This window comes from Lentzea sp. NPDC054927, from assembly GCF_053610285.1.
Genome location: NZ_JBSGXZ010000042.1, coordinates 60,096 through 84,755 on the forward strand (window position 1 = coordinate 60,096; position 24,660 = coordinate 84,755).

25 protein-coding genes and 2 tRNA genes are annotated in these 24,660 nt (G+C 67.1%); 10 read left to right on the forward strand and 17 right to left on the reverse strand.

Annotated features, from left to right (window positions below; translation table 11 throughout):
- Positions 1–23: 23 nt before the first annotated feature.
- Positions 24–752 carry a hypothetical protein gene (locus ACWGE0_RS37140; RefSeq protein WP_452265557.1) on the forward strand — a complete coding sequence of 243 codons (729 nt, stop codon included), beginning with the start codon at positions 24–26 and terminating at the stop codon, positions 750–752.
- A gap of 57 nt (positions 753–809) precedes the next feature.
- Here ACWGE0_RS37140 and ACWGE0_RS37145 read toward each other — a convergent pair whose 3' ends face one another.
- Together ACWGE0_RS37145 and ACWGE0_RS37150 are read right to left on the reverse strand one after the other, a co-directional pair.
- Positions 810–1,610: an Fpg/Nei family DNA glycosylase gene (locus tag ACWGE0_RS37145; protein WP_452265558.1), complete on the reverse strand. Its 801-nt coding sequence runs from the start codon at positions 1,608–1,610 to the stop codon at positions 810–812.
- Positions 1,610–2,071: a ribose-5-phosphate isomerase gene (locus tag ACWGE0_RS37150; protein WP_452265559.1), complete on the reverse strand. Its 462-nt coding sequence runs from the start codon at positions 2,069–2,071 to the stop codon at positions 1,610–1,612. Before ACWGE0_RS37150 ends, ACWGE0_RS37145 begins: the two co-directional genes overlap by 1 nt.
- Before the next feature lie 27 nt (positions 2,072–2,098).
- Here ACWGE0_RS37150 and ACWGE0_RS37155 point away from each other — a divergent pair, with 27 nt between their 5' ends.
- Both ACWGE0_RS37155 and ACWGE0_RS37160 read left to right on the forward strand, forming a co-directional pair.
- A complete protein-coding gene (locus ACWGE0_RS37155) occupies positions 2,099–2,764 on the forward strand; it encodes a 2-phosphosulfolactate phosphatase (RefSeq protein WP_452265560.1) in 666 nt (221 codons plus the stop codon).
- Positions 2,761–3,384, forward strand: coding sequence for an MBL fold metallo-hydrolase (locus ACWGE0_RS37160; protein WP_452265561.1), 624 nt, complete (start codon positions 2,761–2,763; stop codon positions 3,382–3,384). The genes ACWGE0_RS37155 and ACWGE0_RS37160 overlap by 4 nt, the downstream gene beginning before the upstream one ends.
- Before the next feature lie 12 nt (positions 3,385–3,396).
- On the opposite strand, the gene ACWGE0_RS37165 is transcribed toward ACWGE0_RS37160, so the two are convergent.
- The 3 genes from ACWGE0_RS37165 to ACWGE0_RS37175 form a co-directional block, all read right to left on the reverse strand.
- Positions 3,397–3,732, reverse strand: a complete 336-nt coding sequence (locus ACWGE0_RS37165) for a histidine triad nucleotide-binding protein (RefSeq protein ID WP_319968045.1) — start codon at positions 3,730–3,732, stop codon at positions 3,397–3,399.
- 214 nt (positions 3,733–3,946) lie between these two features.
- Positions 3,947–4,282, reverse strand: coding sequence for a VOC family protein (locus ACWGE0_RS37170; protein WP_452265562.1), 336 nt, complete (start codon positions 4,280–4,282; stop codon positions 3,947–3,949).
- Entirely contained in the window at positions 4,272–4,595 is a 324-nt protein-coding gene (locus tag ACWGE0_RS37175) for a winged helix-turn-helix transcriptional regulator (protein WP_452265563.1), read from the reverse strand. The genes ACWGE0_RS37170 and ACWGE0_RS37175 overlap by 11 nt, the downstream gene beginning before the upstream one ends.
- A gap of 57 nt (positions 4,596–4,652) precedes the next feature.
- Here ACWGE0_RS37175 and ACWGE0_RS37180 point away from each other — a divergent pair, with 57 nt between their 5' ends.
- A complete protein-coding gene (locus ACWGE0_RS37180; RefSeq protein WP_452265564.1) occupies positions 4,653–5,207 on the forward strand; it encodes an NAD(P)-dependent oxidoreductase in 555 nt (184 codons plus the stop codon).
- Between the two features lie 50 nt (positions 5,208–5,257).
- Here the strand turns inward: ACWGE0_RS37180 and ACWGE0_RS37185 are convergent.
- A tRNA-Gly gene (locus ACWGE0_RS37185) sits at positions 5,258–5,328 on the reverse strand.
- Between the two features lie 62 nt (positions 5,329–5,390).
- On the opposite strand from ACWGE0_RS37185, the gene ACWGE0_RS37190 reads away from it, so the two are divergent.
- A tRNA-Pro gene (locus ACWGE0_RS37190) sits at positions 5,391–5,464 on the forward strand.
- 77 nt (positions 5,465–5,541) lie between these two features.
- Here ACWGE0_RS37190 and ACWGE0_RS37195 read toward each other — a convergent pair.
- Positions 5,542–6,297, reverse strand: a complete 756-nt coding sequence (locus ACWGE0_RS37195) for an alpha/beta hydrolase family protein (RefSeq protein ID WP_452265565.1) — start codon at positions 6,295–6,297, stop codon at positions 5,542–5,544.
- Between the two features lie 59 nt (positions 6,298–6,356).
- Here ACWGE0_RS37195 and ACWGE0_RS37200 point away from each other — a divergent pair, with 59 nt between their 5' ends.
- Positions 6,357–8,162, forward strand: a complete 1,806-nt coding sequence (locus ACWGE0_RS37200; RefSeq protein WP_452265566.1) for a hypothetical protein — start codon at positions 6,357–6,359, stop codon at positions 8,160–8,162.
- A gap of 23 nt (positions 8,163–8,185) precedes the next feature.
- On the opposite strand, the gene ACWGE0_RS37205 is transcribed toward ACWGE0_RS37200, so the two are convergent.
- Positions 8,186–9,154, reverse strand: a complete 969-nt coding sequence (locus ACWGE0_RS37205) for an ABC transporter substrate-binding protein (protein WP_452265567.1) — start codon at positions 9,152–9,154, stop codon at positions 8,186–8,188.
- 329 nt (positions 9,155–9,483) lie between these two features.
- On the opposite strand from ACWGE0_RS37205, the gene ACWGE0_RS37210 reads away from it, so the two are divergent.
- Genes ACWGE0_RS37210 through ACWGE0_RS37220 form a run of 3 tightly spaced genes read left to right on the forward strand, consistent with a single transcriptional unit; the run spans position 9,484 to position 13,289 of the window.
- The gene (locus ACWGE0_RS37210; protein WP_452265568.1) at positions 9,484–10,401 is read left to right on the forward strand and encodes a quaternary amine ABC transporter ATP-binding protein; all 918 of its coding nucleotides are present in this window, start codon (positions 9,484–9,486) and stop codon (positions 10,399–10,401) included.
- A complete protein-coding gene (locus ACWGE0_RS37215; RefSeq protein ID WP_452265569.1) occupies positions 10,401–12,323 on the forward strand; it encodes an ABC transporter permease in 1,923 nt (640 codons plus the stop codon). Before ACWGE0_RS37210 ends, ACWGE0_RS37215 begins: the two co-directional genes overlap by 1 nt.
- Before the next feature lie 12 nt (positions 12,324–12,335).
- Complete coding sequence (locus ACWGE0_RS37220) at positions 12,336–13,289, forward strand: ABC transporter substrate-binding protein (protein WP_452265570.1); 954 nt, start codon at positions 12,336–12,338, stop codon at positions 13,287–13,289.
- A gap of 79 nt (positions 13,290–13,368) precedes the next feature.
- Here the strand turns inward: ACWGE0_RS37220 and ACWGE0_RS37225 are convergent, their stop codons facing one another.
- From ACWGE0_RS37225 to ACWGE0_RS37265, 9 genes are all read right to left on the reverse strand, one after another.
- Positions 13,369–13,545, reverse strand: coding sequence for a hypothetical protein (locus ACWGE0_RS37225; protein ID WP_452265571.1), 177 nt, complete (start codon positions 13,543–13,545; stop codon positions 13,369–13,371).
- Positions 13,546–13,634: 89 nt separating this feature from the next.
- Positions 13,635–13,763: a hypothetical protein gene (locus tag ACWGE0_RS37230; RefSeq protein ID WP_452265572.1), complete on the reverse strand. Its 129-nt coding sequence runs from the start codon at positions 13,761–13,763 to the stop codon at positions 13,635–13,637.
- Positions 13,764–13,795: 32 nt separating this feature from the next.
- On the reverse strand, positions 13,796–15,295 hold the full coding sequence (locus ACWGE0_RS37235) for a PKD domain-containing protein (RefSeq protein ID WP_452265573.1): 1,500 nt from the start codon (positions 15,293–15,295) through the stop codon (positions 13,796–13,798).
- Positions 15,296–15,406: 111 nt separating this feature from the next.
- Positions 15,407–16,306: a glycosyl hydrolase family 18 protein gene (locus tag ACWGE0_RS37240; protein WP_452265574.1), complete on the reverse strand. Its 900-nt coding sequence runs from the start codon at positions 16,304–16,306 to the stop codon at positions 15,407–15,409.
- Positions 16,307–16,309: 3 nt separating this feature from the next.
- On the reverse strand, positions 16,310–19,216 hold the full coding sequence (locus ACWGE0_RS37245) for an alpha-mannosidase (protein ID WP_452265575.1): 2,907 nt from the start codon (positions 19,214–19,216) through the stop codon (positions 16,310–16,312).
- Positions 19,217–19,237: 21 nt separating this feature from the next.
- Positions 19,238–20,356, reverse strand: a complete 1,119-nt coding sequence (locus tag ACWGE0_RS37250) for a glycoside hydrolase 5 family protein (RefSeq protein WP_452265576.1) — start codon at positions 20,354–20,356, stop codon at positions 19,238–19,240.
- Between the two features lie 19 nt (positions 20,357–20,375).
- Entirely contained in the window at positions 20,376–21,197 is an 822-nt protein-coding gene (locus tag ACWGE0_RS37255; protein WP_452265577.1) for a carbohydrate ABC transporter permease, read from the reverse strand.
- A complete protein-coding gene (locus ACWGE0_RS37260; RefSeq protein WP_452265578.1) occupies positions 21,194–22,063 on the reverse strand; it encodes a carbohydrate ABC transporter permease in 870 nt (289 codons plus the stop codon). The genes ACWGE0_RS37255 and ACWGE0_RS37260 overlap by 4 nt, the downstream gene beginning before the upstream one ends.
- Before the next feature lie 10 nt (positions 22,064–22,073).
- Positions 22,074–23,327: an ABC transporter substrate-binding protein gene (locus tag ACWGE0_RS37265; protein WP_452265579.1), complete on the reverse strand. Its 1,254-nt coding sequence runs from the start codon at positions 23,325–23,327 to the stop codon at positions 22,074–22,076.
- 120 nt (positions 23,328–23,447) lie between these two features.
- Here ACWGE0_RS37265 and ACWGE0_RS37270 point away from each other — a divergent pair, with 120 nt between their 5' ends.
- Complete coding sequence (locus ACWGE0_RS37270; protein WP_452265580.1) at positions 23,448–24,434, forward strand: LacI family DNA-binding transcriptional regulator; 987 nt, start codon at positions 23,448–23,450, stop codon at positions 24,432–24,434.
- Positions 24,435–24,660: the final 226 nt, after the last annotated feature.

Genomic DNA, 24,660 nt, shown 5'->3' on the forward strand with positions numbered 1-24,660 from the left:
TACCTGGTGTGGGAGGTAAAGCCGTGGGCACCATCGTGTGGGTGGTTGTACTCGTACTGCTGATTGCAGGGGTGTTTTACCTGGTCAGCCAGAGCAACGCGCGCAAGGCGCGGGAGCTCGACGACGCCAAGGCGGAGGCGCGCCGCTGGGTCGAGCGGCTGGGTGGGCAGGTGATGAGCCTCACCGGCAGCAACGCCGCGTCCACGCAAGCGATGGCCGACGCGTCCGAGCGCTTCACCGCCGCCGGATCGCAGATGGAGCAGGCTCGCACGATCCCGCAGGCGCGGCTCGTCACCGAGACGGCGATGGAAGGTCTGCACTACGTGCGCGCGGCGCGTGAGGCCATGGGCATGGACCCCGGGCCCGCGCTGCCGGAGAGCGCCGGGCAGAAGCAGGCGGGTGCCGTCAGCGAGGACCGCCAGGTCAGCGTCGAGGGCCACCAGTACGCCGCGTCGCCTCAGTCCGGTTCCGGTACGCCCTACTACTACCCCGGTGGCATGGTCGCCGGACGTCCGGTGCCGCGTGGCTGGTACTCCGAGCCGTGGTGGAAGCCCGCGCTCGTGGCAGGCGCATGGGGCATTGGCACGTTCCTGCTGATGGACGCCATGTTCTCCGGTATGCACGGCATCGGCGACTACGGCATGGCGGACATGGGCGCCGGTGACTTCGGCGGCGACATGGGTGGCGGCGCCGACATGGGCGACGCCGGTGGCTTCGACTTCGGCGACATGGGCGGCGGGTTCGACTTTTAAGTGCTCACGAACTGAGCACTTTCCAGCAGGACCCGAAAACCCACCCCGGAGGAAATCTCAGGGCTGGCAGGCGGGGCACCAGAACAGGTTGCGCGCCGCCAGTTCCGTGGTCAGCACCTCGGTGCCGCAGGCCAGGCACGGCTCCCCGGCACGGCGGTAGACGTACACCTCGCCGCCGTGCCGATCCACGCGTGGCGCACGACCCATGGCGCGCGGCATGTGCTCGCGGCGGACCGTGTTGATCTGGCCGACCTTCACGCCGTCCTTCATCAGCACGACCAGGTCGTCCCACAACGCGTCCCACAGCTCGCGGCTGACCTTGTTGCCGACCAGTAACGGGTTCACGTTGTGCCGGAACAGCACCTCGGCGCGGTAGACGTTGCCGACGCCCGCGAGGATCTTCTGGTCCATCAGCAGCACGGCCAGCGACTGCTTCGACCGGATGATCCGCTCGTAGGCGCGGTCGGGGTCGGCGTCCTTGCGCAACGGGTCGGGCCCGAGCCGCTCGCGGATCACCTTGACCTCGTCGGAGTTCAGCACCTCGCACGCGGTCGGGCCGCGCAGGTCGGTCCAGTGCGTCTCGCCGACCATCCGCATCCTGACCTGGCCGATGGGCAGCAGGGCGGGCAGCGGTGACTCGGTGAACGTTCCGTACAACCCGAGGTGGACGTGCACGATCGCGTCCGGGCCGTAGACGTGGAACAGGTGCTTTCCATGTGCCTCGGCGCGAACGAGCTTGCGTCCGTCCACAAGGGACGCCGAGAAGCGTCCCTGTGGACTGGTGACGGACACGGGCCTGCCCGCGTACCGGCGCTGGTGCAGCCGCGCGAGGCGGTGCAGCGTGTGGCCTTCAGGCATCAGGCCTTGTTTTCGGCGCTGTTTTCGTAAGCACTGACCTGGTCGATGCGGCGCTGGTGCCGGGACTCGCCCGAGAAGGACGTCTTGAGGAACGCCGAGACGATCGCGGTCGCCTCCTCGGTGGAGTGCTGGCGGGCACCGATGCCGACGAGGTTGGCGTCGTTGTGCTCGCGGGCCAGCTGCGCGGTGTCGATGTTCCACGCCAGCGCGGCGCGGGCACCCTTCACCTTGTTCGCGGCGATCTGCTCGCCGTTGCCGGAGCCGCCGATGACGACGCCGAGGCTGCCGGGGTTGGCCACGACCTGCTCAGCGGCGTCGACGCAGAACGACACGTAGTCGTCCTGGGCGTCGTATTCGTGGGCACCGACGTCGACGACCTCGTAACCCTGCTCGGTGAGAGCCGTGGACAGGTGGGACTTCAGCTCGAAGCCCGCGTGGTCTGCTGCCAGATAAACGCGCACGTCACGGAGTCTGACACGCTGGTGAGCATGTTTGCTCAGGAGGGGTACCAGCTGCGGCTGGAGTGGGGGCCTGAGGGCGTCGAGGCGCTGCGAGGCTGTGACGTGCTGATTGTCGTCGACGTGCTGTCGTTCACGACGTCCGTCGACCTCGTGGTCGGCAACGGTGGCCAGGTGCGGCCGTCGCGGTGGAAGCCTTCTTCAGGAAAGACGTTGCGACCAGCATCACTCGTCGACGCCACGGGATTGGTCGAGCTGCCGTCACCGAACGGGTCGAACCTCTGCTTCCTGGCCGCCGAGACCGGGGCGCACGTGCTCGCGGCCTGCCTGCGCAACGCCGCGGCGGTCGCCAAGCGGGCTGCCGAGCTGGGGGAGACGATCGGAGTCGTGCCCGGTGGCGAGCGGTGGGGGCTGGACATCCTCCACTCGGGCCCACGCGAGTTCGGGCCGCTGCGCCCGTGCGTCGAGGACTACCTGGGTGCCGGCGCGGTGCTGGCCGCGCTGGAGGGGAAGGCCTCGCCGGAGGCCGAGCTCGCGGCCGCGGCGTTCCGGAACACCGATGTCGCCGCTGCCGTGCGGGACTGCGGGTCTGGACGTGAGCTGATCGAGAACGGTCACCCGGTCGACGTCGATCTCGCCGTTCAGATCAACGTGAGCACCGCTGCCCCGGTCCTGGTGGACGGGGTGCTGCGGTGATCGAGATCGCTTCCGGTGTGTTCATCAAGCGTCATGCCGAGCTCGACCTCACGCTCGGCCTCATCACCGGATCCGGTGATTCGCTGCTCGTGGACTCCGGCATGGATCCGGCGCTCGCCGAGGAGATCCGTCCGTCGCGGATCGTGTTGACGCACAACCACTGGGATCACGTGCTCGCGACTGAGGCGTTCCTGCCGTGCGAGGTGTGGGCGCACGAGGACTGCGTCGTGGACGAAACCCTGCTCGAATCGCGCGCCGTGTACCACTCGGAGCCGTTCGAGGGCACGCTCATCGCGCCTACCCACACGTTCCGCGACACGGTCACGCTGGACGTCGGTGGGCGCAGGGTCGACCTGCACCACTTCGGGCCGGCGCACACCTCGCACGACGTGATCGTGCACGTGCCGGACGTCGGTGTGGTGTTCGCGGGCGACCTCGTCGAGCAGGGCGCTCCCGCTCAGGCCGGCTCGGACGCCACGCCGTCGAACTGGCGCGCCGTGCTGGACCGGTTGCTGGAGCTGGACCCGCGGATCGTCGTGCCGGGCCACGGAGACCCGGTCGACGCGAAGTTCGTGCGGGAAATGGCCATTCCCGATGTGACCAGCCCGAATGTGATCTAGCCCGAATGCGATCTAGCCAGGAGGCCAGCTGAGGCCGCGGCCGCCCAGGACGTGGCAGTGCACGTGGAAGACGGTCTGGCCGCCGTCCTTGCCGGTGTTGAACACGAGCCGGTAGCCGGACTCGTCGATCCCCTCCTGCTTCGCGACCTGGTGCGCGGTCGCGAGGATCTGGCCCGCGAGCACCGGGTCGGCGTCGCCGATCGCGCGGTGGTGTTCCTTGGGGATCACCAGGACGTGCGTGGGCGCTTTGGGGTCGATGTCGCGGAACGCGAGCGTCGTGTCGGTCTCCGTCACGACGGTCGCCGGGATCTCGCCCGCGACGATGCGGCAGAACAGGCAATCGGTCACACCTGCATGCTATTGGTTCCGTTGGGCCCTGTTGTTCATGCCGTGCGGCGTTGAATCATGGCCGGGTGAAGGGCACCAAGCTGGTCGTGATCGTGCGGTGCCTCATCAGTTTCGCGATCGGCGTGCTGCTCGTGATCCTCGCGATCCGCTTCGGTGAGGCCCTCTGGCGCGCCGTCCAGTAGTTCCACAGTGGACGAACCAGTGGCCTGTCAGGTCAGCGGACGAAGCAGAACTCGTTTCCCTCCGGGTCGCGCATGACCTGGAAGCTGCCCTTCTCGTCGGTGACGATCACGCCTTCGCGCTGCGCTCCGAGGTTGACCGCCTTCACGACGGCGGCCTCGATGTCGTCGACCTCGAAGTCGAGGTGCAGCCGGTTCTTCACGTCCTTGCGCTCGGGCACCGGCTGGAACGACATCCGCACGCCGCCGGGCGGTTCGACGTGGGCCCAGCCGTGCTCGCGGTTCACCGGCTCGCCGCCCAGCAACTCGGCCCAGAACCGGACCAGCCGGCTCGGGTCGTTGCAGTCCACGACGATCTGTTCAAGACGCATCGGTCTCCACCAGGTTCTCTCGGGCCCAGGCACAGCACAGGTCGAGCAGTCCGAGCATCTTGATGCCCTGCCCGGTCAGTTCGTACTCGACGCGCGGCGGGTTCTCGTCGAACGCCTCGCGGCTCACCGTGCCGTCGCGCTCCATCGCCCGCAACGTCTCGGTGAGCACTTTGGGCGTCACCCCTGGCATTTCCGCGCGCAGTTCGGTGAACCTCTTACGGCCGTGCTGCAACCCGCGCAACACGTGCGCGGTCCACTTGTCCCCGATGCGGTACGGCAGGTCCCGCAGCACCTCGGCGCAGTCGCATCGCACCTGGTCACCCCCGATATCGTTGCGGAAACCGGACACCAGCACCCTACCTTCGCGCTCATGGCGAAGATCGTTGTTTTCGGAGCGTCCGGCCAAGCGGGACGGCAGATCGCGGCCGTCGCGGAGTCCCGCGGCCACGAGGTGACCAGGATCGGCCGTGACCCCGGCGTGCAAGCCGCCGCAGAGGTGGCCGCGGGCCACGACGTGGCGGTGAGCGCGGTGGCGGACCTCTCCCGCGACGCGACCGAGTTCTACACCGAGGCCGCCCGTGCACTGGTGGCCTCCGACGCCGGCCGGATCATCGTGGTCGGCATCTACCCCCTGATGGAGACCTCGCCCGGCGTGCGAGTGATCGACAACCCCGACTTCCCCGCCGAGCACAAGCAGTTCTGCCTAGGTCACGCGGCGGGCGTGGAGGTGCTGGCAGAGTCCGATGCGGACTGGCTGGTCATGAGCCCGGCCGGCATGTTCGGCGGCACACCCACGGGCAAGTACCGGCTGGGCGCGGTCAATCCGGCCGACGAGCTGACCTACGAGGACTTCGCACTGGCCGTGGCAGACGAAATCGACCGCCCCACCCACCGCCACACCCAGATCGGCGTCACCTCAGCGTGACCCAGCTCACGAGAAAGGCCCGAGTGCGTGAACACTCGGGCCTTTCGCAGAGCGGGCGACGGGAATCGAACCCGCGTAGCTAGTTTGGAAGACTAGGGCTCTACCATTGAGCTACGCCCGCGTGCGACCCCTTGAAGGGGCTGCGGTTAATACCTTAGCGGGTGGCGGTAAGCTGGTTGCAACCGGGGCGTGGCGCAGTTTGGTAGCGCACCCGCTTTGGGAGCGGGGGGTCGCAGGTTCAAATCCTGTCGCCCCGACGGTTGACGAAAACCCGCAGCGAGTTCATCGCTGCGGGTTTTCGCGTCTTTCCGCGGCAGCTCCTCGGCCAGCGGCGCTACAGGTAGCGGCTGGCCCACGCCGCGAGCACTTCCGCCACGTAGGTCGCGTCCGCGCGGTCGGTCAGCAGGTGGTCGGCGCCGTCCAGCGACACGAACGCCTTCGGGTGGCGGGCAGAGTCGAAGATGATCCTGGCGTTGTCCACGCCCACGAGGTCGTCGTGCGGCGAGTGCATGACCAGCAGGGCGCGGTTCAGGCCGGCGATGCAGGCCGTCTGGTCCTGCTGGTTGATGTCCAGCAGGAAGTTGTTGCTGATCCGGAACGGGCGTCCGGCCAGCAGCACTTCGGCGACGCCGTGCGTCTCGATCTCGTTTTTGGACGAACCCAGCAGGTGTTCGACGTGGGAGGTGTCGGCGGGTGCGCCGATGGTGACGACGGCCTTGACCTCGGGGATCTGGCGGGCCGCGGTCAGGACGGCGGCGCCGCCGAGTGAGTGTCCGATGAGGACGCTCGGGGCGTCGATGGTGTCGCGCAGGTGGTTGGCGGCGCACACCAGGTCGTCGACGTTGGACGTGAAGGTGGTGTTCTCGAAGTCGCCGTCGGACTGGCCGAGGCCGGTGAAGTCGAAGCGCAGCACCGCCACGCCGCGGGCGGCGAGCGCGCGGGAGATGCGGGTGGCGGCCACCGAGTCCTTGCCGCAGGTGAAGCAGTGGGCGAAGACGGCGGTCGCCACCACGTCGCCGGCGGGGAGTTCAAGGCGGCCCGCGAGCGACTGGCCGTCCGCACCCGCGAAGAGCGCCTTCCTGTTGTCCATGAAGCCAGTGTTCCAGTGAAGACCAGTGTTCAGGCATGTCGCCGCACTAGGGTCGTCGCGTGCGCTACCAGTACCTCGACGCCCGGTTGCGGCAGGTGTTCGACGACGCGAAGCTCGATCGCGGGCAACGGGCGTTGTTGCAGGGCGTGTTGCGCGCGCTCGACCCCGACGCGCACCTCGGCGAACACGTGGCGGGCCTCAACAGCGCGTTTCTCGCCGTTACGCGGGCGCAGACCGCCCTCGAGAGTCATGCCGCGGAGGATCAGCCGCGGTGGAACCTGTTGCGCCGCATCATCGCCACCTCACTCGCGTGCATGGACGCGGCCAAACCCGCGTACGCGCACGGCGGTGCCCAGGAGCTCGCTGAGGCGCGCCGGATCTTGCTGGACGTCGACGCGGCCATCGCGGCCGACGGGCAGAAGCTCGATCCTCAGGTGACGGCCGCGGCTGCCACGAAGCTCGACCCGCGGGCACTGGAAGCGGCGGTCAAGCAGTGGATCACTCCATTGTGGAACGGTGTGGAACTTCCGTTGCGCGCCAGGATGATCGCGGAGGTCGCGGTCGTGGTGGCGGTGCACGGCCGGGATGGCAGGCAGCTGCGTGCGGATCTGCTGAGGTGGCTCAAGAAGCCCGGCGACGATCTCGAAGAGGTGCTCTGGCCGGAACCGCGCAGGCACGTCGTGGCGCTGGTGGTACGAGGCGCGCGGGTGCTCCGGCACCTCGACCAGCTGTTGCCGTTTGCGCGGCAGGAGCCGTTGCACCGCAACAGGTTGCCGAAGGACGACTTCCTGAAGGACGCGGTGGACGGCTCGTCGGTGCTGGTGCGGTTGCCGGTCAACGCGGCGGACGCGCACACGGCGGCGTTGCTCGGGCGGCGGATTCTCAGCGAGGTGCTCGACCAGTACGCGGCAGGGGAGCGGCTGACCGAGCTGGACATCGCGCCGTTGTGGCAGGTCAGCGGTCCGAGTGGGCGGGTCACGCGGGGGACCGAGCATCAGCGCACGGTCGGGAACGCCTATCCGCTCACGCCGTACTGGCCCGCCGAGTTGCGCAGTGCGATGCGGGTGGCGAACCTGGCGCGTCAGGTCGACGCGCCGATGGCCAGCGCCGGGCTCGCGTGGAGTGCGCTGGAGGCGACGGGGCTGGATCCGAGCAAGATCGCGTGGCTGGCCAAGGCGTGTGCGCTGCAGATGTTGCGGCAGCACCTGATCAGCCTGCACGTCGTGGTCACCAACCACGACAAGCAGCTGCGCGGGCCGCTCGACGCCCAGGTGCCGACCACTGGCGTGAAGCACCACCTCAAGTCGGTGGACGCCTGGCTGGAGGTGTTGATCGAGCACAACCGCCCGAACGAACAGCTCCGCGCCGCTCAGGACGCCGTCACCGCGCTGGCCGAGAACGAAGGCGGACTGGTGCGGGACCTGGTGGAGATCTGGCGGGCACGGCTCGCGGATTCCAAGGTGCTCGCCGGTTGGTTGCGCGAGCAGGAGGACACGATGGCCGCGGTGCTGGAGTGGCTGTACGTCACCAGGAACCTGGCGTTTCACGCCGGACGGTTCGCGACGCCGGCCGACACTCTCACCGCACATGCCGGGCAGGCCGTCGCCGACCTGACGCTGGAGTTCCTCGGCAACTGGCGAACCGTGGAAAGACAGTCGGGGAGACAGCCTCAAAACCAGTCGCAAAACCAGCAGCAGAACCAGCAGAGCCGGCAGGAGACCTCCGCAGTGGAGATCTACCGCCGGCTCGCGCAACGAAAAGACCAGCTGGAGGCCCGGCTCAAGCGAGCGGGATCCGTTCGCAGGCTCAGCGTCGAGGACATCTCCGGCCCCGACGAGAAGTGGTGGTCACGCGGCAGGAGCTAGCCGCGGGAGTCACGGACCAACGGTCAGGGCTTGGCCTTGGTCAGCCAGTCCTCGACGCGGTCCGGGTTCGCCTCGACCCACCGCTTCGCCGCCTCGTCCGCCGACATCTTGTACTTCGCGATGAACGACGCGACGGTGTCCTGCTCGTCGTTGCTCCACTGGAAGTTCTGGATCAGTCGAGCAGCGGGGCCGCCCTTGTCCATGAACTTCTTGGAAGCGATCTTGTCCAGCTCGTAGCGCGGGTAGTCGCAGGCGACCTTGGCCGCGTCCGCGTCGCAGCCCGCCGCGTACTCGGGCAGGTCGATCTTGACCAGCTCGATGTCGAGGTGCAGCCACTGCGGTTCGAAGAAGTAGCCGATCAGCGGCGTCTTCTTCTCTTCCGCCTGGCGGAACGCCTTGATCGACGCCAGCTCGCTGCCCGCGTAGACGACCTTGTAGTTGAGGCCCAGGTTCTTGACCAGCGCCTCGTCGTTGGTGACGAACGAGGGGTCGCCGTCGAGCACCTGGCCCTTGCCGTCGGACTGGGGGGTCTTGAACAGATCCGCGTACTTGTTGAGGTTCTGCCAGTTCGTGATGTCCGGGTAGGTCTTCTTCATCCACGGCGGCACGTACCAGCCGATCACGCCCTTGTTGCCGGACGGGCCGACCCGCACGGCGGTGCGCTTCTCGTCGATGTACTTCTGCTTCAGGTCCTCGTGACCCCAGTTCTCCAGGATCACGTCGATCTCGCCCGAGTCGAGGCCCTGCCAGGCGGTCTGCTCGTCCACTTCCTTCTTCGTGACCTTGCAGCCGAGCCGCTTCTCGGCGAGGTGCGCGATCACAGCCGCGTTGGCCTCGTAGCCGACCCACGGGTTTACCGCGATGGTGATGGAGTCGCAGGGCTCTGGTGGTGCTGCCGAGCTGGAGCGTGGTGACGACGACGTCGATCCGCTGCCACAACCGGCAATTGTCAACACGAGCGTCAATGCCAGAGCGATTCTGGGGGCTTGCACGAACAGCTCCTCGTCGGGGGGAAGAGCGATGCAGGAGACCGCTCAGTTCAGCTTTTCCCCATCGATCAGACCGCGTCAAGTCATGGGATGATTGGTTGTCCACAAAGGATCCGATTTGTATCAGCCCTTGACCGTACTCGTGCGAAGGTCAATGCTGTCGCGCATCGAGGAACGGTGTGCGCAGTCCGCAACAGCAGTCCGCAACAAGGTCGGAGTGGTTTGGCGTGGATCCCGTGATTTCGGTCAGGGACCTGTGGAAGGTGTTCGGCCCCAACGCGTCTCAAGTGGTGGCATCGGACGACTTGAAATCGTTGTCACGAGCGGAGTTGATGGACCGCACAGGTGCCGTCGCCGCCGTGCGCGGAGTGGACTTCGAGGTCGCTCCGGGTGAGATGTTCGTGGTCATGGGACTGTCCGGATCGGGCAAGTCCACACTGGTCCGTTGTCTGACGAGACTCGTGGAGCCGACCGCGGGCACGATCATGTTCGAAGGCGAGAACATTCTCGAAGCCGACGCGAAACGTCTGCGTGACCTGCGCCGGAACAAGTTCTCCATGGTTTTCCAGCACTTCGGGCTGCTCCCGCACCGCACGGTCGCCGACAACGTCGGTTACGGGCTGGAAATCCGCGGGGTACCGCGGGTGAAACGCGGGGAGCGGTCACAGGAAGTGATCGACCTGGTGGGGCTCACCGGTTACGAGAAGTCCTATCCGGACCAGCTCTCCGGCGGTATGCAGCAGCGCGTCGGTCTCGCGCGCGCACTCGCCGGCGATCCCGATGTGCTGTTCTTCGACGAGCCTTTCTCGGCGCTCGACCCGCTGATCCGGCGCGACATGCAGTCCGAGGTCATCAGGCTGCACCGCGAGGTCGGCAAGACGATGGTCTTCATCACCCACGACCTGAGCGAGGCGCTCCGGCTCGGCGACCGCATCCTGATCATGCGGGACGGCCAGGTCGTGCAGGTCGGCACCGGCGACGAACTGGTCGGCGCGCCCGCGGACGACTACGTGCGCGACTTCGTGAAGGACGTGCCGCGTTCGCACGTGCTGACGTTGAAGTGGATCATGCGCCCGCCGCGTCCCGACGACGAGCTGGACGGGCCGGAGCTCGGCCCGGAAACCGTTGTGCGGGAAGCCGTGCGCAGCGTGCTCAGCGCCGACAAGCCGGTGAAGGTCGTGCAGAACGGCGAGTTGCTCGGCGTGGTGGCTGACGAGGAGATCCTCGGGGTCGTGGCCGGGGAGGCGTGATGGTTGCCGTAGCCGCCCCACGGCAACTTCCTCGCAAGCCGCTGATAATCGGCGGGATCATTCTCGCGTGGCTGGTGCTGTGGCTGCTGTTCCGCAACATCGGGACGCTGCCGCTGGACGCCTCCGCGCTGACGCCGTTGCACCGGTGGGTCAACGACGTCAACGATGCGATCGGCGCGTCCAGGAACTCCAACCCGCTGTTCCTCTACTTCTTCAACGAGATCCGGCTCGTCATCGACGAGTTCGTGACCTTCGTGCAGGCGATGATCGCGCAGCCGTCGTTCGGCCGGCCGGTGCCGGTGATCGGCTGGCTCGGCGTGGTCGGCATCGCGGGCTTCGTCAGCCTGGTGGTGGCCGGCTGGCGGGTCGCGCTGCTGGCGATCGCGGGCTTCGTGTTCCTGGGGCTGCAGGGTTTGTGGCAGGAGAGCATGGACACGCTCTCGCTGACCCTCTCCGCGGTCGTGATCTCGTTGCTGTTCGGCATTCCGCTCGGGATCTGGGCGGGACTGTCCGATCGGGCCAATCGGGTCATCACACCGGTGCTCGACTTCATGCAGACCATGCCGACGTTCGTCTACCTGGCGCCGCTGACGCTGTTCTTCCTGATCGGCCCGGCGTCGGCGACGATCGCCACGCTGATCTACGCGGCGCCGCCGGCGATCCGGATCACCGCGCACGCCATCCGCTCGGTGCCGCGCAACACCGTCGAGGCGAGTGAATCCCTTGGCGCGACCCGGCAGCAGACGCTCGTCAAGGTGCTGCTGCCGTCCTCGCGCAAGACGATCGTGCTCGGCGTCAACCAGACGATCATGGCCGCGCTGTCGATGGTCACGATCGCCGCGCTGATCGACGCGCCGGGCCTCGGCAAGACGGTCGTGAAGGCGTTGCAGACGCTCGATGTCGGCACGGCGTTCAACGCGGGCCTGGCGATCGTGGTGCTGGCGATCGTGCTGGACCGGGTGACGACCGCCGCGACCGAACGCCGCTCGCTGCCGCGCTGGGCGCTGTTCGGCGGGCTGGGCGTCACGGGCGTCCTGGTCTACCTCTCCTACACCTACCTGTGGGCGGCCGAGTTCCAGTCCGATGTGGAGATCGGCAGCTCGATCCGGCAGGGCGCGACGGCCGTGACGGAGTGGGCGCAGGACTCGCTGCCGCTGATCACCGGTGGCTTCAAGGACTTCGTGACGTTCGCGTTGATCAACCCGTTGCAGGCGTTGCTCGCCGAGTCGCCGTGGTTCCTGGTGGCGCTGGTGATCGTGGCGCTGTCGTTCCTGATCGGTGGCGTCAGGTCCGCGATCGTTTCGGCCGTGTGCCTGGGTTTGCTGGTCGCGACCGGCCTGTGGCAGGACTCCATGATCACGCTGGCGTCCACGCTGGTCGCCACGATCATGGTGATGATCCTCGGCATCGTGGTGGGCGTCTGGATGGGACGCAGCAAGAGCGCGGACCGGTTCATCCGGCCGGTTCTCGACGCCGGGCAGGTCATGCCGGCGTTTGTTTACCTGGTGCCCTTCCTGGCGTTGTTCTCCGCGTCACGATTCACCGCGATCATCGCGGCCGTGGTGTTCGCGGCGCCGGTCGCCATCAAGATCATCGCGGACGGTATCCGCGCGGTGTCGCCGGCGACCGTCGAGGCGTCCACGGCGCTGGGCTCGAACTCGTGGCAGACGATCGTGAAGGTGCAGCTGCCGATGGCGCGCGGGGCGTTGACCCTCGCCGCCAACCAGGGGCTGATCTACGTGCTCTCGATGGTCGTCGTCGGCGGTCTCGTCGGCGCCGGCGCGCTCGGCTACGACGTGGTGGCCGGGTTCTCGCAGGGCCAGTTGTACGGCAAGGGGCTCGCGGCCGGTGTCGCGATCGTCGTGCTGGGCGTGATGCTGGACCGCCTCACCCAGGCGGCCGCCAAGCGGTGGACCAACTAGGAGGTCTGGAAAGTGGCAAGGCACAGCGTGCTGGGAGCCGTGCTCGTGGGAGCACTGGCGCTGGCTGGTTGCGGTGGCGCCAAGGTCGGTGACACCTCCTCGGGTGCGACCGGCGACTGCGGCACGTTCAATCTCGCGATCAACCCGTGGGTCGGTTACGAGGCGAACGCGGCAGTGCTCGCGTACGTGGCCGAGAAAGAGCTCAAGTGCAAGGTCACCAAGAAGGAGCTCAAGGAAGAGGTGGCCTGGCAGGGCTTCGGCACCGGTGAGGTCGACGCGGTCGTCGAGAACTGGGGTCATGACGACCTGCGCAAGAAGTACATCGACGAGCAGAAGACCGGCGTCAGCGCGGGGTCGACGGGCGTGAAGGGCCAGATCGGCTGGTACGTGCCGCCGTGGCTCGCCAAGGAGCACCCGGACATCCTCGACTGGAACAACCTCAACAAGTACGCCGACCAGTTCAAGACGTCGGAGTCCGGCGACAAGGGCCAGCTGCTCGACGGCGACCCGTCGTTCGTGACCAACGACGAGGCTCTGGTGAAAAACCTGAACCTCAACTACAAGGTCGTGTACGGCGGCAGCGAGACCGCGTTGATCCAGGCCTTCCGCCAGGCGGAGAAGGACAAGAAGTGGGTCATCGGCTACTTCTACTCGCCGCAGTGGCTGCTCAACGAGCTCAAGCTCGAGAAGGTGAAGCTGCCCGAGTACAAGGCGGGCTGTGACGCCGACGCCGAGAAGGTCGCCTGCGACTACCCGGACTACGACCTCGACAAGATCGTGTCCAAGAAGTTCGCCGACGCCAACGGCCCGGCCTTCCAGCTGGTCAAGAACTTCAAGTGGACCAACGAGGACCAGAACACGGTCGCGAAGTACATCGCCGAGGACAAGATGAAGCCCGAGGACGCGGCCAAGAAGTGGGCCGAGGCCAACGCCGACAAGGTGAAGGCCTGGCTGCCCAAGGCTTAGCCGGCTCGGTTTGACCAGAACGAAGCAGCAGGGGTGGTTCCCGGACGAGAGGAACCATCCCTGCTGCTTACCCCCGGCATCACGCAGCCTGTTGTCCGTTGGGGACCTCAGGCTCGTGGCGATGCGTCATGCGGTGCCACCACGAACGGGGCTGCCCGCCGTTGCGGTAGTACTCCTGGACACGGCGGGCGTCCTCACGCAGCGAGGCCTGCCGGTAGTCCATCTCCGCCTTGATCGCTTCGGGCGTCCACTCCATCTGACTCACTCCTCAGTTCGTTCTCTCGCGGTCCTGCTGACAACGATGAGATTGCGCCTGAGGGGTGACCCCTTACATCAGACGATCACCTAAGGCTCGGCCGTGAGACCCCTTACGCCCAGGTCCCTGGTGAACACGTCGAAGAACCGGCTGGACCCGGTGGACCGCGCCTGCGGCCGGACGAACACGCCGGTGTGGTCGCGGTGGACCGCGACCACACCAAGCCCTCACCCCGGTGGTGTCGCCGTGATCAGTTCGCGACCGCGGCGCCGGCGGCCGCCGGCTGGACCGTGGTGGCGATGGCGATGACCTCGTTGTCGACGGGCCGCGCCTCCCGCGCCGGGTACGCCAGTTGCGGTTCGGCGACCGCGCGGAACGACACCTTGCCGATCGTCGCGTCCTGCGGCGTGAAGGTGTAGGTGAACGAGAAATTCACCTTGCGGGTCGGGTGCGCCGGCACGTCGAGCGTGGCGGTGCCGACCTCCTCCCACCCGTTGCCGTTGTTGCGGTACAGGGTGGTCTTCACCTTTTCCAGGTAGTGGGTGTTCGCCACCTGGACGGTGATCTCCTTCTGGTCGCCTGCCCGCGCGGAGGCCGGCACGGTGAACTTGGTGATGCCGACGTCGTGCGTCTTCACGGTCACGGTCGTCGTGCCCGTGGACTTGCGACCGTCGGGCGTGGTCGAGTGCACGGTCACCGGGTAGACGCCGTCCGCGGTGTAGCGGTGCGACCGGCTGTCTCCGGTGCTGGGCGGCAGGGTCGTGCCGTCACCGAAGTCCCACTCGTTCGTGACGGTGTCGTCGTAGCGGTTGTAGTGATCAAGGTTGAAGTCGATGGTCTCGTAGATCGACCGCTCCTCGAACCGGCCGGTGCTGACATACGTCTGCAACGCTGCCGTCTCGGTCAGCTGAAGCGTGTCCGGATACGAGTAGGACCCGCCGCCCGACCACTGGAAGTAGTAGGTCCTACCGGCGGTGAGGCCGACCGATTTGCCCGAGTAGTAGCTGGGGGCCTCACACGCGAGGAAGGTCAGGTTGCCGATCGAGGTGCCTTCGTAGACAGCGATGTCCGTGTTGGAGCCGTTGACGTGCATGAGCACCGGCTGGTCCTGCGTCGGCGTGTAGGCGTACCAGACGGACGGCCGATTCGTGTTGAAACACCCTCCGGCGTTCGGCTCGCCCGGCTGGGAGGACGCGCGGGTGAAGTCCGGCTCCGTGGAGCTGAACGGCAACGACGAGACGCGCTCGGCGTTGGCGAAGTCGTCGTTGGACAGCGGGGCGATCCAGTCCAGCGAGAGCTTCACCTGGCCGCCGGTCGAGTACATGTTGCCGACCATGAAGTGGTAGGTCGTGCCTGCCTTGGCCGGGAACGTGATCGGCTTGGCCCGGTAGGTGGTGCAGCCGACGTGGAACGGGTCCTGGACCGGGGTCAGCGCGCCGCGCTGACCGGTGAAGGTCGTGACGTCCATGTCGCGGTCGCTGCCCTCGGTGTTCAGCCGCAGCAGGCTGTTCTCCGTCGCGGTGTAGGTGAACCAGGCCGAGCCCCTGATCACGGTACCGAGGCAGCCGTACGGGTCGTCGGACGCCTTCGTCGACTCGGTGGTGTCCTGCGTGACGACGTGAGGCAGTGCGGTGATGACCGTTGCCGTGTCGAAGTCGTCGTTCGACGGTGGTGCCGCGTGTGCCGCCCCGGGCAACAGCACTCCCGCGAGTGCCACGGCCACGATCGTGACGGATCTCCAAGAAGGCATGCGTGAACTCCCCCTCTGCTTGCCCTCACCTCACCGGCGAAGGCACCCACCTCCTTACGCAACGGGACGGGGTGTCGGTTGCCCACCCCGCCCCGAGTTGCTCCGTTCGGCCTACTTCTGCATCGATGTCACTTCAGCGCTCCACTGCCAGGGCGCCGCGGTGCCGCCGGGCAGCGAGTTGAAGTACTCCCACCCGGCCACGCCACCGAAGTTGGTGTACTTGGTCTTCAGGGAGTTCACGGTGTTCCTGAGGGTCGAGATGTTCACGTAGCCCGACCCGCCGTTGGCCGAACTGGTGAGCGTGGCCATGACGACCTTGTTCGCCGGGATCACCCGCCGGTTGATGATCTGGTCGTAGTTGGTGGTGCTCCCGGCGTTGCCCCAGCCGTTGTAGAACTGGCCGTTGAACCACGCGATCTTCGAACCGTGCGTGCGGTACAGGTCCTCGTAGTTGAACCCGGACAGGTTGCCGCCACCCCACAGCGCCGACGCCACCGGGGAGAGCGTGACGATGAAGTTCGCGCCGAAGTCGGCCTTCAGCTGGTCGATCACCCGCCGGACGCCCGCGATCGACATCCGCTCCTCGACGTCGAGGTCGACGCCGTTGAGCTTGTAGCGCGTGATGACGTCCTTGAGCAGCGGGTAGTACTCGTTGAACCGCGTGTCGAGCCGTTGGAACGAACCGGCCGCCGCGCCGCCCACCATGCCGATCACGTTGACGCCGCGGGCCTGCATCGCGGCGAGGTCCTTCCACATCTGCGTGTACCGCGAATGCGCCGGCGGGTGGTCGTTGAGGTGGACGATCTTGTTCTCGTTGAGGTGGATCGCGGCGACGAGGACGTCGGTCACGCCGGTGTTGCGGTCGATCAGGGGCTTCGGTGAGACGTACGTTCCCGTCGCGCCGTTGCTGTACTGGGTTTGGTAGTAGACAACAGTTCGCTTCTGCGTGGCCGCTGTGGCCGGTGGCGCGGCGAGCGCCACCAGCAACAACGCCAGGAACAGCTTCTTCATGCGCTACCTCGTGAATCGCAGGGTGATCACTTGGAAGGGGCGCAGCACCACCTCTGCCGACGCGTCGGCCAGGGGCCGTTCGAGCAGGTCGGTCTCCTGGATCGCCGTGTGGGCGAAGGAGGTGCTGATCGAGGCGCGCGCACGACCTCCGTGCGCCTCGTAGAGCCGGACGACGACGTCGCCCGACCGGTCGTCGGCCAGCTTCACGGCCTCGACCCTCACCGCCGGGTTGTCCGTGCGCACCAACGGTTCTGGCGCTTGAGAGCCCTGGACGGACCGCGGTGGCAGGTTGATGCGGTAGCCGGCGTCGATGGCTTCCGGCAGGCCGCCGATGACCAGGGAGTAACGGAAGCGGTGCTCGCCCTGGTCGGTCTCGGGGTCGGGGAACCTGGGCGCGCGCAGCAGGGACAAGCGCACGGTCGTGGTGGTTCCGCCGTCGTCACGGGTGGTGCGCGTGACCTCGTGGCCGTAGGTCGAGTCGTTGACCACCGCGACGCCGTAGCCGGGCTCGCCGACGTGCAGGAAGCGGTGGGCGCAGATCTCGAACTTCGCGGCTTCCCACGAGGTGTTGGTGTGCACCGGGCGGTGCAGGTGGCCGAACTGGGTTTCGGAGGTGGAGACCTCGGCGCGCAGGTCGAGCGGGAAGGCGATCTTGAGCAGCTTCTCCCGTTCCTGCCAGTCGACCTCGGTGTCGAAGTCGACCTGCTTGGCGCCCTCGCGCAGCCGGATGGTCTGGGTGAGCATCGAGTTGCCGAACTTCGCCCGCACGACCACACCGTCCGCGGCGTCGACCCGCTCGGACGGGATCAGGTCGGCCTTCCAGTTGCGGTAGAACGGGTCGATGTCCCAGGCGTCCCACTGGTTCGGGTTGTCGCGGTGCAGCTGCGGCATGCCGGCGAACCCGTGCGGCGGCAGGACCTCGCGGTCCTCCTCCAGGTCCACGACGGACAGCACGATGCCGTCCGCGTCGATCGTGACGCGGAGCCTGCCGTTGTCGAGAACGCCGTTCTGAGGCGCCACGAACGGCTTCGGGGCGTCGCCGCCGAGCACGTCGAACGTCAGCTCGTCGTCGCCGTCGCCCTTCAGCGCGTCGATGGCGGTCGCCGTCAGCGCCTTCAGTTCGGACGCGACGCGGGCGTAGGTGGCCTCGGCCTCGCGGTGCACCCAGGCGATCGAGCTGCCGGGCAGGATGTCGTGGAACTGGTGCAGCAGCACGGTCTTCCACAACCGGTCGAGGTCTTCGTACGGGTACGCGTGCCCGGCAAGAGCCGCCGCGGTGGACCAGTGCTCGGCCTCGCGCAGCAGGTGTTCGCTGCGGCGGTTGCCCTGCTTGGTCTTGGCCTGGGTGGTGTAGGTGGCGCGGTGCTTCTCCAGGTACAGCTCGCCCGCCCACACCGGTGCGTCCGGGTACTCGTCCTGCGCGGCCTGGAAGAAGTCGCGCGGCGGTTCGACGCGGACCGTGGGCGAGCCTTCGAGGTTCGCGACGCGGTGCGCGGTCTCCATCATCTCGCGGGTGGGGCCGCCACCTCCGTCGCCGTAGCCGAACGGCACCAGCGACCGGGAAGCCTTGGCGTGCTCGGCGTACTGACGTGAGGCGCGCGCGAGCTCCTCGCCGGACAGCGACGAGTTGTACGTGTCGACCGGCGGGAAGTGCGTGAAGATCCGCGTGCCGTCGATGCCCTCCCACCAGAAGGTGTGGTGCGGGAACTTGTTGATCTGGTTCCACGACAGCTTCTGGGTGAGGAACCAGCGGGAGCCCGAGAGCTTGATCAGCTGGGGGAGCGCGGCGCTGTAGCCGAACGAGTCCGGCAGCCAGACCTCCTCGGTCTCCACGCCGAAGTTGTCCAGGAAGAAGCGCTTGCCGTGCACGAGCTGGCGGGCCATCGCCTCGCCGCCGGGCATGTTCGTGTCCGACTCGACCCACATGCCGCCGACCGGCACGAACTGCCCGTTGCGGACCTTCTCGCGCACCCGGTCCCACACGTGCGGGTGGTGTTCCTTCATCCACGCGTACTGCTGGGCCTGTGAGCACGCGAAGTAGAAGTCCGGGTACTCGTCCATCAGCTTGGTGACGTTCGAGAACGTCCTGGCGCACTTGCGGACCGTCTCGCGCAACGGCCACAACCAGGCGCTGTCGATGTGTGCGTGCCCGATGGCGGAGACCTTGTGCGCGGAAGCGTTGGCGGGCAACGACAGCACGTGCTCGAGTTCAGCGCGGGCCAGGTCGGCGGTGGCGGCCACCTCGTTGAGGTCCAGCGCGTCCATCGCCCGGTCCAGCGCGTGCAGGATCTTGTGCCGGCGCGGGTCGTGGTCCGGCAGTTCCCTCATGAGCGACTGCAGCACCTCGATGTCGAGCATCAGGTGCCACACCTGCGGCTGGAACACCGCGAGCTCGGCCTTGAGGATCTTGTACAACGGCTCGGAGCCCGCCGTGTCCTTGTCGCCCAACGGGGTCGGCAGGAACGGGTGGAAGTCGAGGATCGTCGGGTTGCCCGCGGCCTCCAGGTAGAACAGTACCTCGGACCCGTCGACCGGCAGGTAGGTGTTGCGCGGCTCGATGCCCTTGATGGGCTCGCCCTGAGCGTTGTAGGCCAAGCCCTCGGACTGGAAACCGGGGCCGGGGTGGGTGAAGCCGAGGTCGAGCACGACCTCGACCTGCTTGCCCTGCCACGCCTGGGGAACGCTGCCGGTCAGCCGGAACCAGGCCGTGCTCCACGGTGCGCCCCACGCGTCGCCGACGCTCGCGGGTTCGTAGGTGGCCTGGAGAGCCTCATTGACCGGGACGGGCTCGTCAGGGACGTTCCACACGGCGAGTTCCAGCGGCGCGGTCTCGCCGTAGATCGCCGGGCGGATGCGTTCCTTCAGGGTGCGGTTGAGTCGTTCTTCCAGCAGCGCGCGTTCGTCGTGCACAGCGTTCAATCCCCTTTTGGTTCATCCCCGCACAATCGAGGCCCGCACACCGGAGCGTGCGAGGGTCATCCACTCTTCGAAGAAAGCTCCGCCCGGCCCCCACGAGGGCCGGTCGCCGTGCAGCTTGATCGGCGTGCGCTCGGCCGGAGCAGCCTCTGCTTCGCGCACGATCCGGGCGATCGCCTCCCCGAGCGGCTTGACCTTGCGTTCCGTCGTCAACAGCCCCAACTCGTACTCGCGTTCGGGGAAGTCCACCAACGCACGGTCGACGTCGTGCGAGCACCACCACGTGACACCCCACAGGTTCGCGCAGGTCAGCACGTTCGCAAGCGTTTGCTCGGCGAACCGCGGTGCCTGCTCGGCGGTGATCTCGGGCTGCGCGGCGCCGACCTCCTGCAGCCACACGGGCCGTTGCGGGTCCTCGGCGTGCGCCTTGGCCAGCTCGACCAGGTATTCGGCGTGATGGACGCTCTCCACGCTGAGGGGGCCATAGCGCTGCGCGGTGCCGTTGAAGACCCACGAGTGCACGGTCGTCATCGCGCCCTTGTTGGCCGCGTGCTCAGGCAGGAACGAGTGCTCGCTCTCGTACCAGACGGCGTCGTACTCGGAGTGCACGTGCGGGAAGCCCGGTGCGGCCTGGTCGCACTCGGCGAGCAGCGTGTCGATCCACTCCGCCGCCTGTTCCGGCGTGCACGGGTTCGACTCGGTGAGCAGGTTGACCTCGTTGCCCAGGGTGAAGCCGAGGAAGTTGGGCTTGTCCTTCAGCGCCTCGGCGAGCGTGCGGACGTAGAACCGCTGCCCGCTGATGACGTCGGCGTCGGTGAAGATGTTGCGGCGGTGCCATGTCTGCACCCACGACGGGTAGAAGTCGAAGCTCGACAGGTGGCCCTGCAGCACGTCGACCTGCACGTCCAGGCTGGTCTCGTGGGCGGCGTCGAGCATCTGCGCGAGCTGCTCGACGGCCTTCGGGCGCACCAACCCGCGGTTGGGCTGGAACACCGGCCACAGCGGGAACACCCGCACGTGGTCGAGGCCGAGGCCCGCGATGGACTCGAAGTCGGCTTTGACGTCGTCGATGGAGAAGTCGAGCCAGTGGTGGAACCAGCCGGCCGACGGGGTGTAGTTCACGCCGAAACGCAAGGTTGAACTCCTCGGGGTTTCATCCCTTGATCGCGCCTTCTCCCACTCCGCGGAAGAAGTGCTTCTGCAGCAACAGGAACAGCAGGATCAGCGGGAGGACGGCGATGATCGTGCCCGCCGCGACCAGCCGCTGGTTCTGCACGAACGTGCCCTGGAGGTACGCCAGGCCGATGGTGAGCGTGTACTTCTCCTGATCGCTCAGCACGATGAGCGGCCAGAGGAAGTCGTCCCAGCTGAACATGAACGAGAACAGCGCCACCACGACCAGCGTGCCCTTCACCGACGGCAGCGCGAGGCGGGTGAAACGTTGCCACGCGTTGGCGCCGTCGATGACCGCGGCTTCCTCGACTTCGGCGGGGAGCGCGAGGAAGGCGTTGCGCAGCAACAGAACGTTGAGCGCGTTGATCGCGCCGGGCAGCACGACCGCGGTCAGCGTGTTGGTGAGCCCGAACCCGCGCATCACCAGGAACAGCGAGATCATGATCGCCTCGAACGGCACCAGGATGCTGCTCGCGAAGATCACCCCGGCGAACGCGCGGCCGCGGAACTTCAGCCGTGCCAACGCGTATCCGGCCATGGCCGCGCCGAGGCAGTTCGCGACGACGTTGACGCTCGCCACGCCCAGCGAGTTGAGCGCGAACGACCAGACCGGCACCACGTCGGCGACCGCGGCGTAGTTGGCGAACGTCGGGTCGTCCGGGATGAAGTCGGGGACGAAGACGTCCTCGCCCGGTCCCTTGATGCTCGTGGCGAACTGCCACAGGAACGGCCCGATGCTGATCGCGAGGATCGTGAGGAGCCCCAGATAGCGCAGGGCCAGGTAGTAGTGGGCGCGCTTCACAGCTGGTCCTCCCTGCGGTTGAGCTTGAGGGTGATCAGCAGCAGGCCCAGCAGGATGACGAACAGCACCATGCTCAGCGCCGAGGCGTACCCGACCTCACCGGTGAGGCCGCGGCCGACCGACTGGATGAGCATCACCAGCGTGGTGCTCGCCCCACCCGGTCCGCCGGTCCCACCCGACAGCAGGTAGATCTCGGAGAACACGCGGAACCCGTTGACCGCGCTCAGTGCCGCGACGAGCACCATCGTGGGCCGCAGCGAGGGCACGGTGACCGACCAGAACCTCCTGATCGGCCCCGCGCCGTCGACCATCGCGGCCTCGTGCAGGTCCTTCGGCACGTTCGCGAGTGCGGCCAGGTAGATCACCATGTAGTAGCCCAGGCCGCGCCAGACCGTCACGACCATCGAGCTGATCAGCAGCAGGGTCGAGTCCGTCAGGAACCCGATCCTGCTGCCGCCCAACGCTTCCACCACGCTGTTCACCAGGCCGCGGCTGTCGAGCAGCCACGTCCAGATGAGCCCGACCACGACCGTGGACGCGATCACCGGCGTGAAGAACGCCGTGCGGAAGATCCCGATGCCCGGCACGACCTTCTGCGCCAGCATCGCGATCAGCAGCGGCAGCAGCACCAACGGCGGCACGACGCACACCATGTAGAGCAGGCTGTTGCGCGCCGCCAGCCAGAACTTCGGGTCCTGGGCCATCCGCACGAAGTTGTCCACGCCGGTGAACTGGCCGCCGCCCAGCGCGCTCGCGTCGGTGAACGCGAGCACGATCATGTTCAGGAACGGGAAGATCGTGAACAGCAGGCAGACGGCCAGTCCTGGCGCCAGGAACAGCCACGGCGTGTACGGGCGATGAGTCATTGTCCGCAGGTCACTTCAGCAGTCGGTTGCACTCGTTGACGGCGTCGTCCAGGGCCTGCTTCGGCGACTTCTTGCCGAGCATGGCGTCGGCCAGCTGCTGCAGAAGCGCCTCGCGCATCTGGTCGCTGAACTGCACCGGCGTGTAGTTGACCGCGGTGGTGAGCTGCTTGGCCGCCGCGACCCGCACGCGCGCCTCGTCGGACCCGTCCTCCGTGGTGAAGTACGGGTCGTCGCCGCCCTTCGACGTGCTCGGGAAGATCGAGGCGAGCTTGGCGAACTTCACCTGGTTCTCGGCGTTGGTGACGAACCGGCCGAACGCGAGCGCGGTGGCCTGGTTCTTGCTGCTCTTCGGGACGCTCACGCCGTGCAGGAACATGTTGGCGCTGCCCGTGTTCGTGATGGGCTTGGTGATGCCGATGTTCGCGTACAGGCCGGGCGCGTCGGTCTTGAACTTGCCGAGGTCGTACGCGCTGCCGGAGTTGAGCGCGGTCTGCTGCGCCATGAACTTCGTGCCGGCGCCGGTGTAGTTCGCCGTGAGCGCCTCGGGAACCAGCGCGCCCGCGTCGTACATCCGCTTGTAGCTCTCGACGAGCTCGATGCCCTTGGCCTCGTTGAAGGTGAACTTGTCGTTCTCGAACAGCTTCACGCCGTACAGCCCGAAGTCCGCGATGGACGGCGTCTGGCCGAGCATCGCGACCTTCTTCTGGGCGAGCTGGAGGGCTTGCTGTTCCAGCTCCTTGAAGTTCGTCGGGGGTTTGTTCGGGTCGAGGCCGGCCTGCTGGAAGAGCGCCTTGTTGTAGAAGATCGGGCCGGTGTTGAGGTACCAGGGGAAGCCGTAGCAGCCGCCCTTGCCGGGAATCTCGAACGCCTGCCAGGCGTTCTCGAGGTACTCCGGCTTGGCGTCTTTGAGGGATTCGTCCAGGTTGACCAGCTGTCCGGCCTTGGCCAGCGGGAAGCTGAGGTCCGGCGGCACGTTGATCACGTCGGGCAGGCTGCCCGCGCTCGCGTCGGCCATGACCTTGGCCAGATATCCGTCCGCGGGCTGGTCCACCCACTTCACCGTGGTGCCCTGGTGCTGCTTTTGGAACGCGTCGATGACACCGTTGACGTAGTCGGTGTACTTCGGTTTGAGCGACCACGTCTGGAACGTGATCTCGCCGGTGACCTGGCCACTCGCTGATGAGCCCGATCCGGTGTTGCCGGACAGGCCGCAGCCCGCGACGGGCACCGCCACCAGGCCCGCGAGGAACGTGCGCCTCTTCATTGACACCCACCTCCTAGGTCGCGGACCCTAGCTAAACCGGTTTATCTCCGGCTAGCCTCCGAACGTCTTGTTGTCTCGTTCCGGACAGGGTGCGCTCGTCGCACTGAGTGAGGGCGCTGGGTGAAAAGGCCGACCATCAAGGACATCGCCGCCGCGGCGGGGGTGTCCAAAGGGGCTGTGTCGCTGGCCTTGAACGGGCGGGCCGGGGTTTCCGAGGACACGCGGGCGCGAGTGCTCGGGGTGGCCTCGGAGCTGGGGTACCGGCCGTCGGTCACCGCGCGGGCGTTGTCTTCCGCCTCGGCTGACGCGGTGGGGCTGGTGCTGGTGCGGCCGCCCCGCGCGTTGGGGGATGAGGCGTTCTTCTTCCAGCTGATCGCCGGGATGCAGTCCGAGATGTCGTCTGCGTTGCTGTTGCAGGTGGTGTCTTCGCGGGAGGCGGAGATCGCGCTGTATCAGCGGTGGTGGGCTGAGCACCGGGTGGACGGGGTGTTCCTCGTGGACCTGCTGGTTTCGGATCCTCGGGTCGAGTTGATGTCATCGCTCGGGTTGCCGGCTGTCGTGGTGGGTGGGTCCGGGCACCACGGAGAGTTGGCGTCGGTGTGGGCTGATGACTACGCGGCGATGACTTCTGTTGTGGAGTATCTGAAGGGGTTGGGGCATCGGAGGATTGCTCGGGTGGCCGGGTTGTCTTCGTTGCTGCACACGGTTCGCCGGGATCAGGCGTTCGAGTCCGCGGTGGACGGTGTGATCGTTTCTGGGGATTACACGGCTGAGTCCGGGGCTGCGGCTACTCGGTTGTTGCTGGAGGGGGATTCGCCGCCCACTGCGATCGTTTATGACAACGATGTGATGGCGGTGGCTGGGGCGGCGGTGGCTGAGTCGCTGGGGGTTGCTGTGCCTGGGGAGCTGTCGATCGTGGCTTGGGATGACTCGGTTTTGTGTCAGCACGGGCGGTTGACGGCGTTGTCCCGGGACACGTTCGCGTTCGGGGCTCGGGCTGCTCGGGCGTTGTTGGCGGTGGTGGGTGGGGCTTTGCCTACTGACGTTGAGGACGTGTTGCCGGAGTTGGTGGTTCGGGGAAGCACGGCGCCTTCGGCGCGTGCGTAGTCGGGTTGCGTTGGGTGGGCTCGTGCCTGTTTCAGGCTTCGGGGCTCCGCCCCGGACCCCGCCAATCTGATCAAAGACCAGCCCCACGCCACACGCGGGTTGATGGCACGCCAGTTGCGTTGGGCGGCGGCACGTTGCGTAGGTGGTTGCGTTGGCGGGGTGGTCCCGTCACAAGCCGTACCAGGAGCGAGCCACGTCAGAGGAGGGGTGTCAACTCGACGAAAAG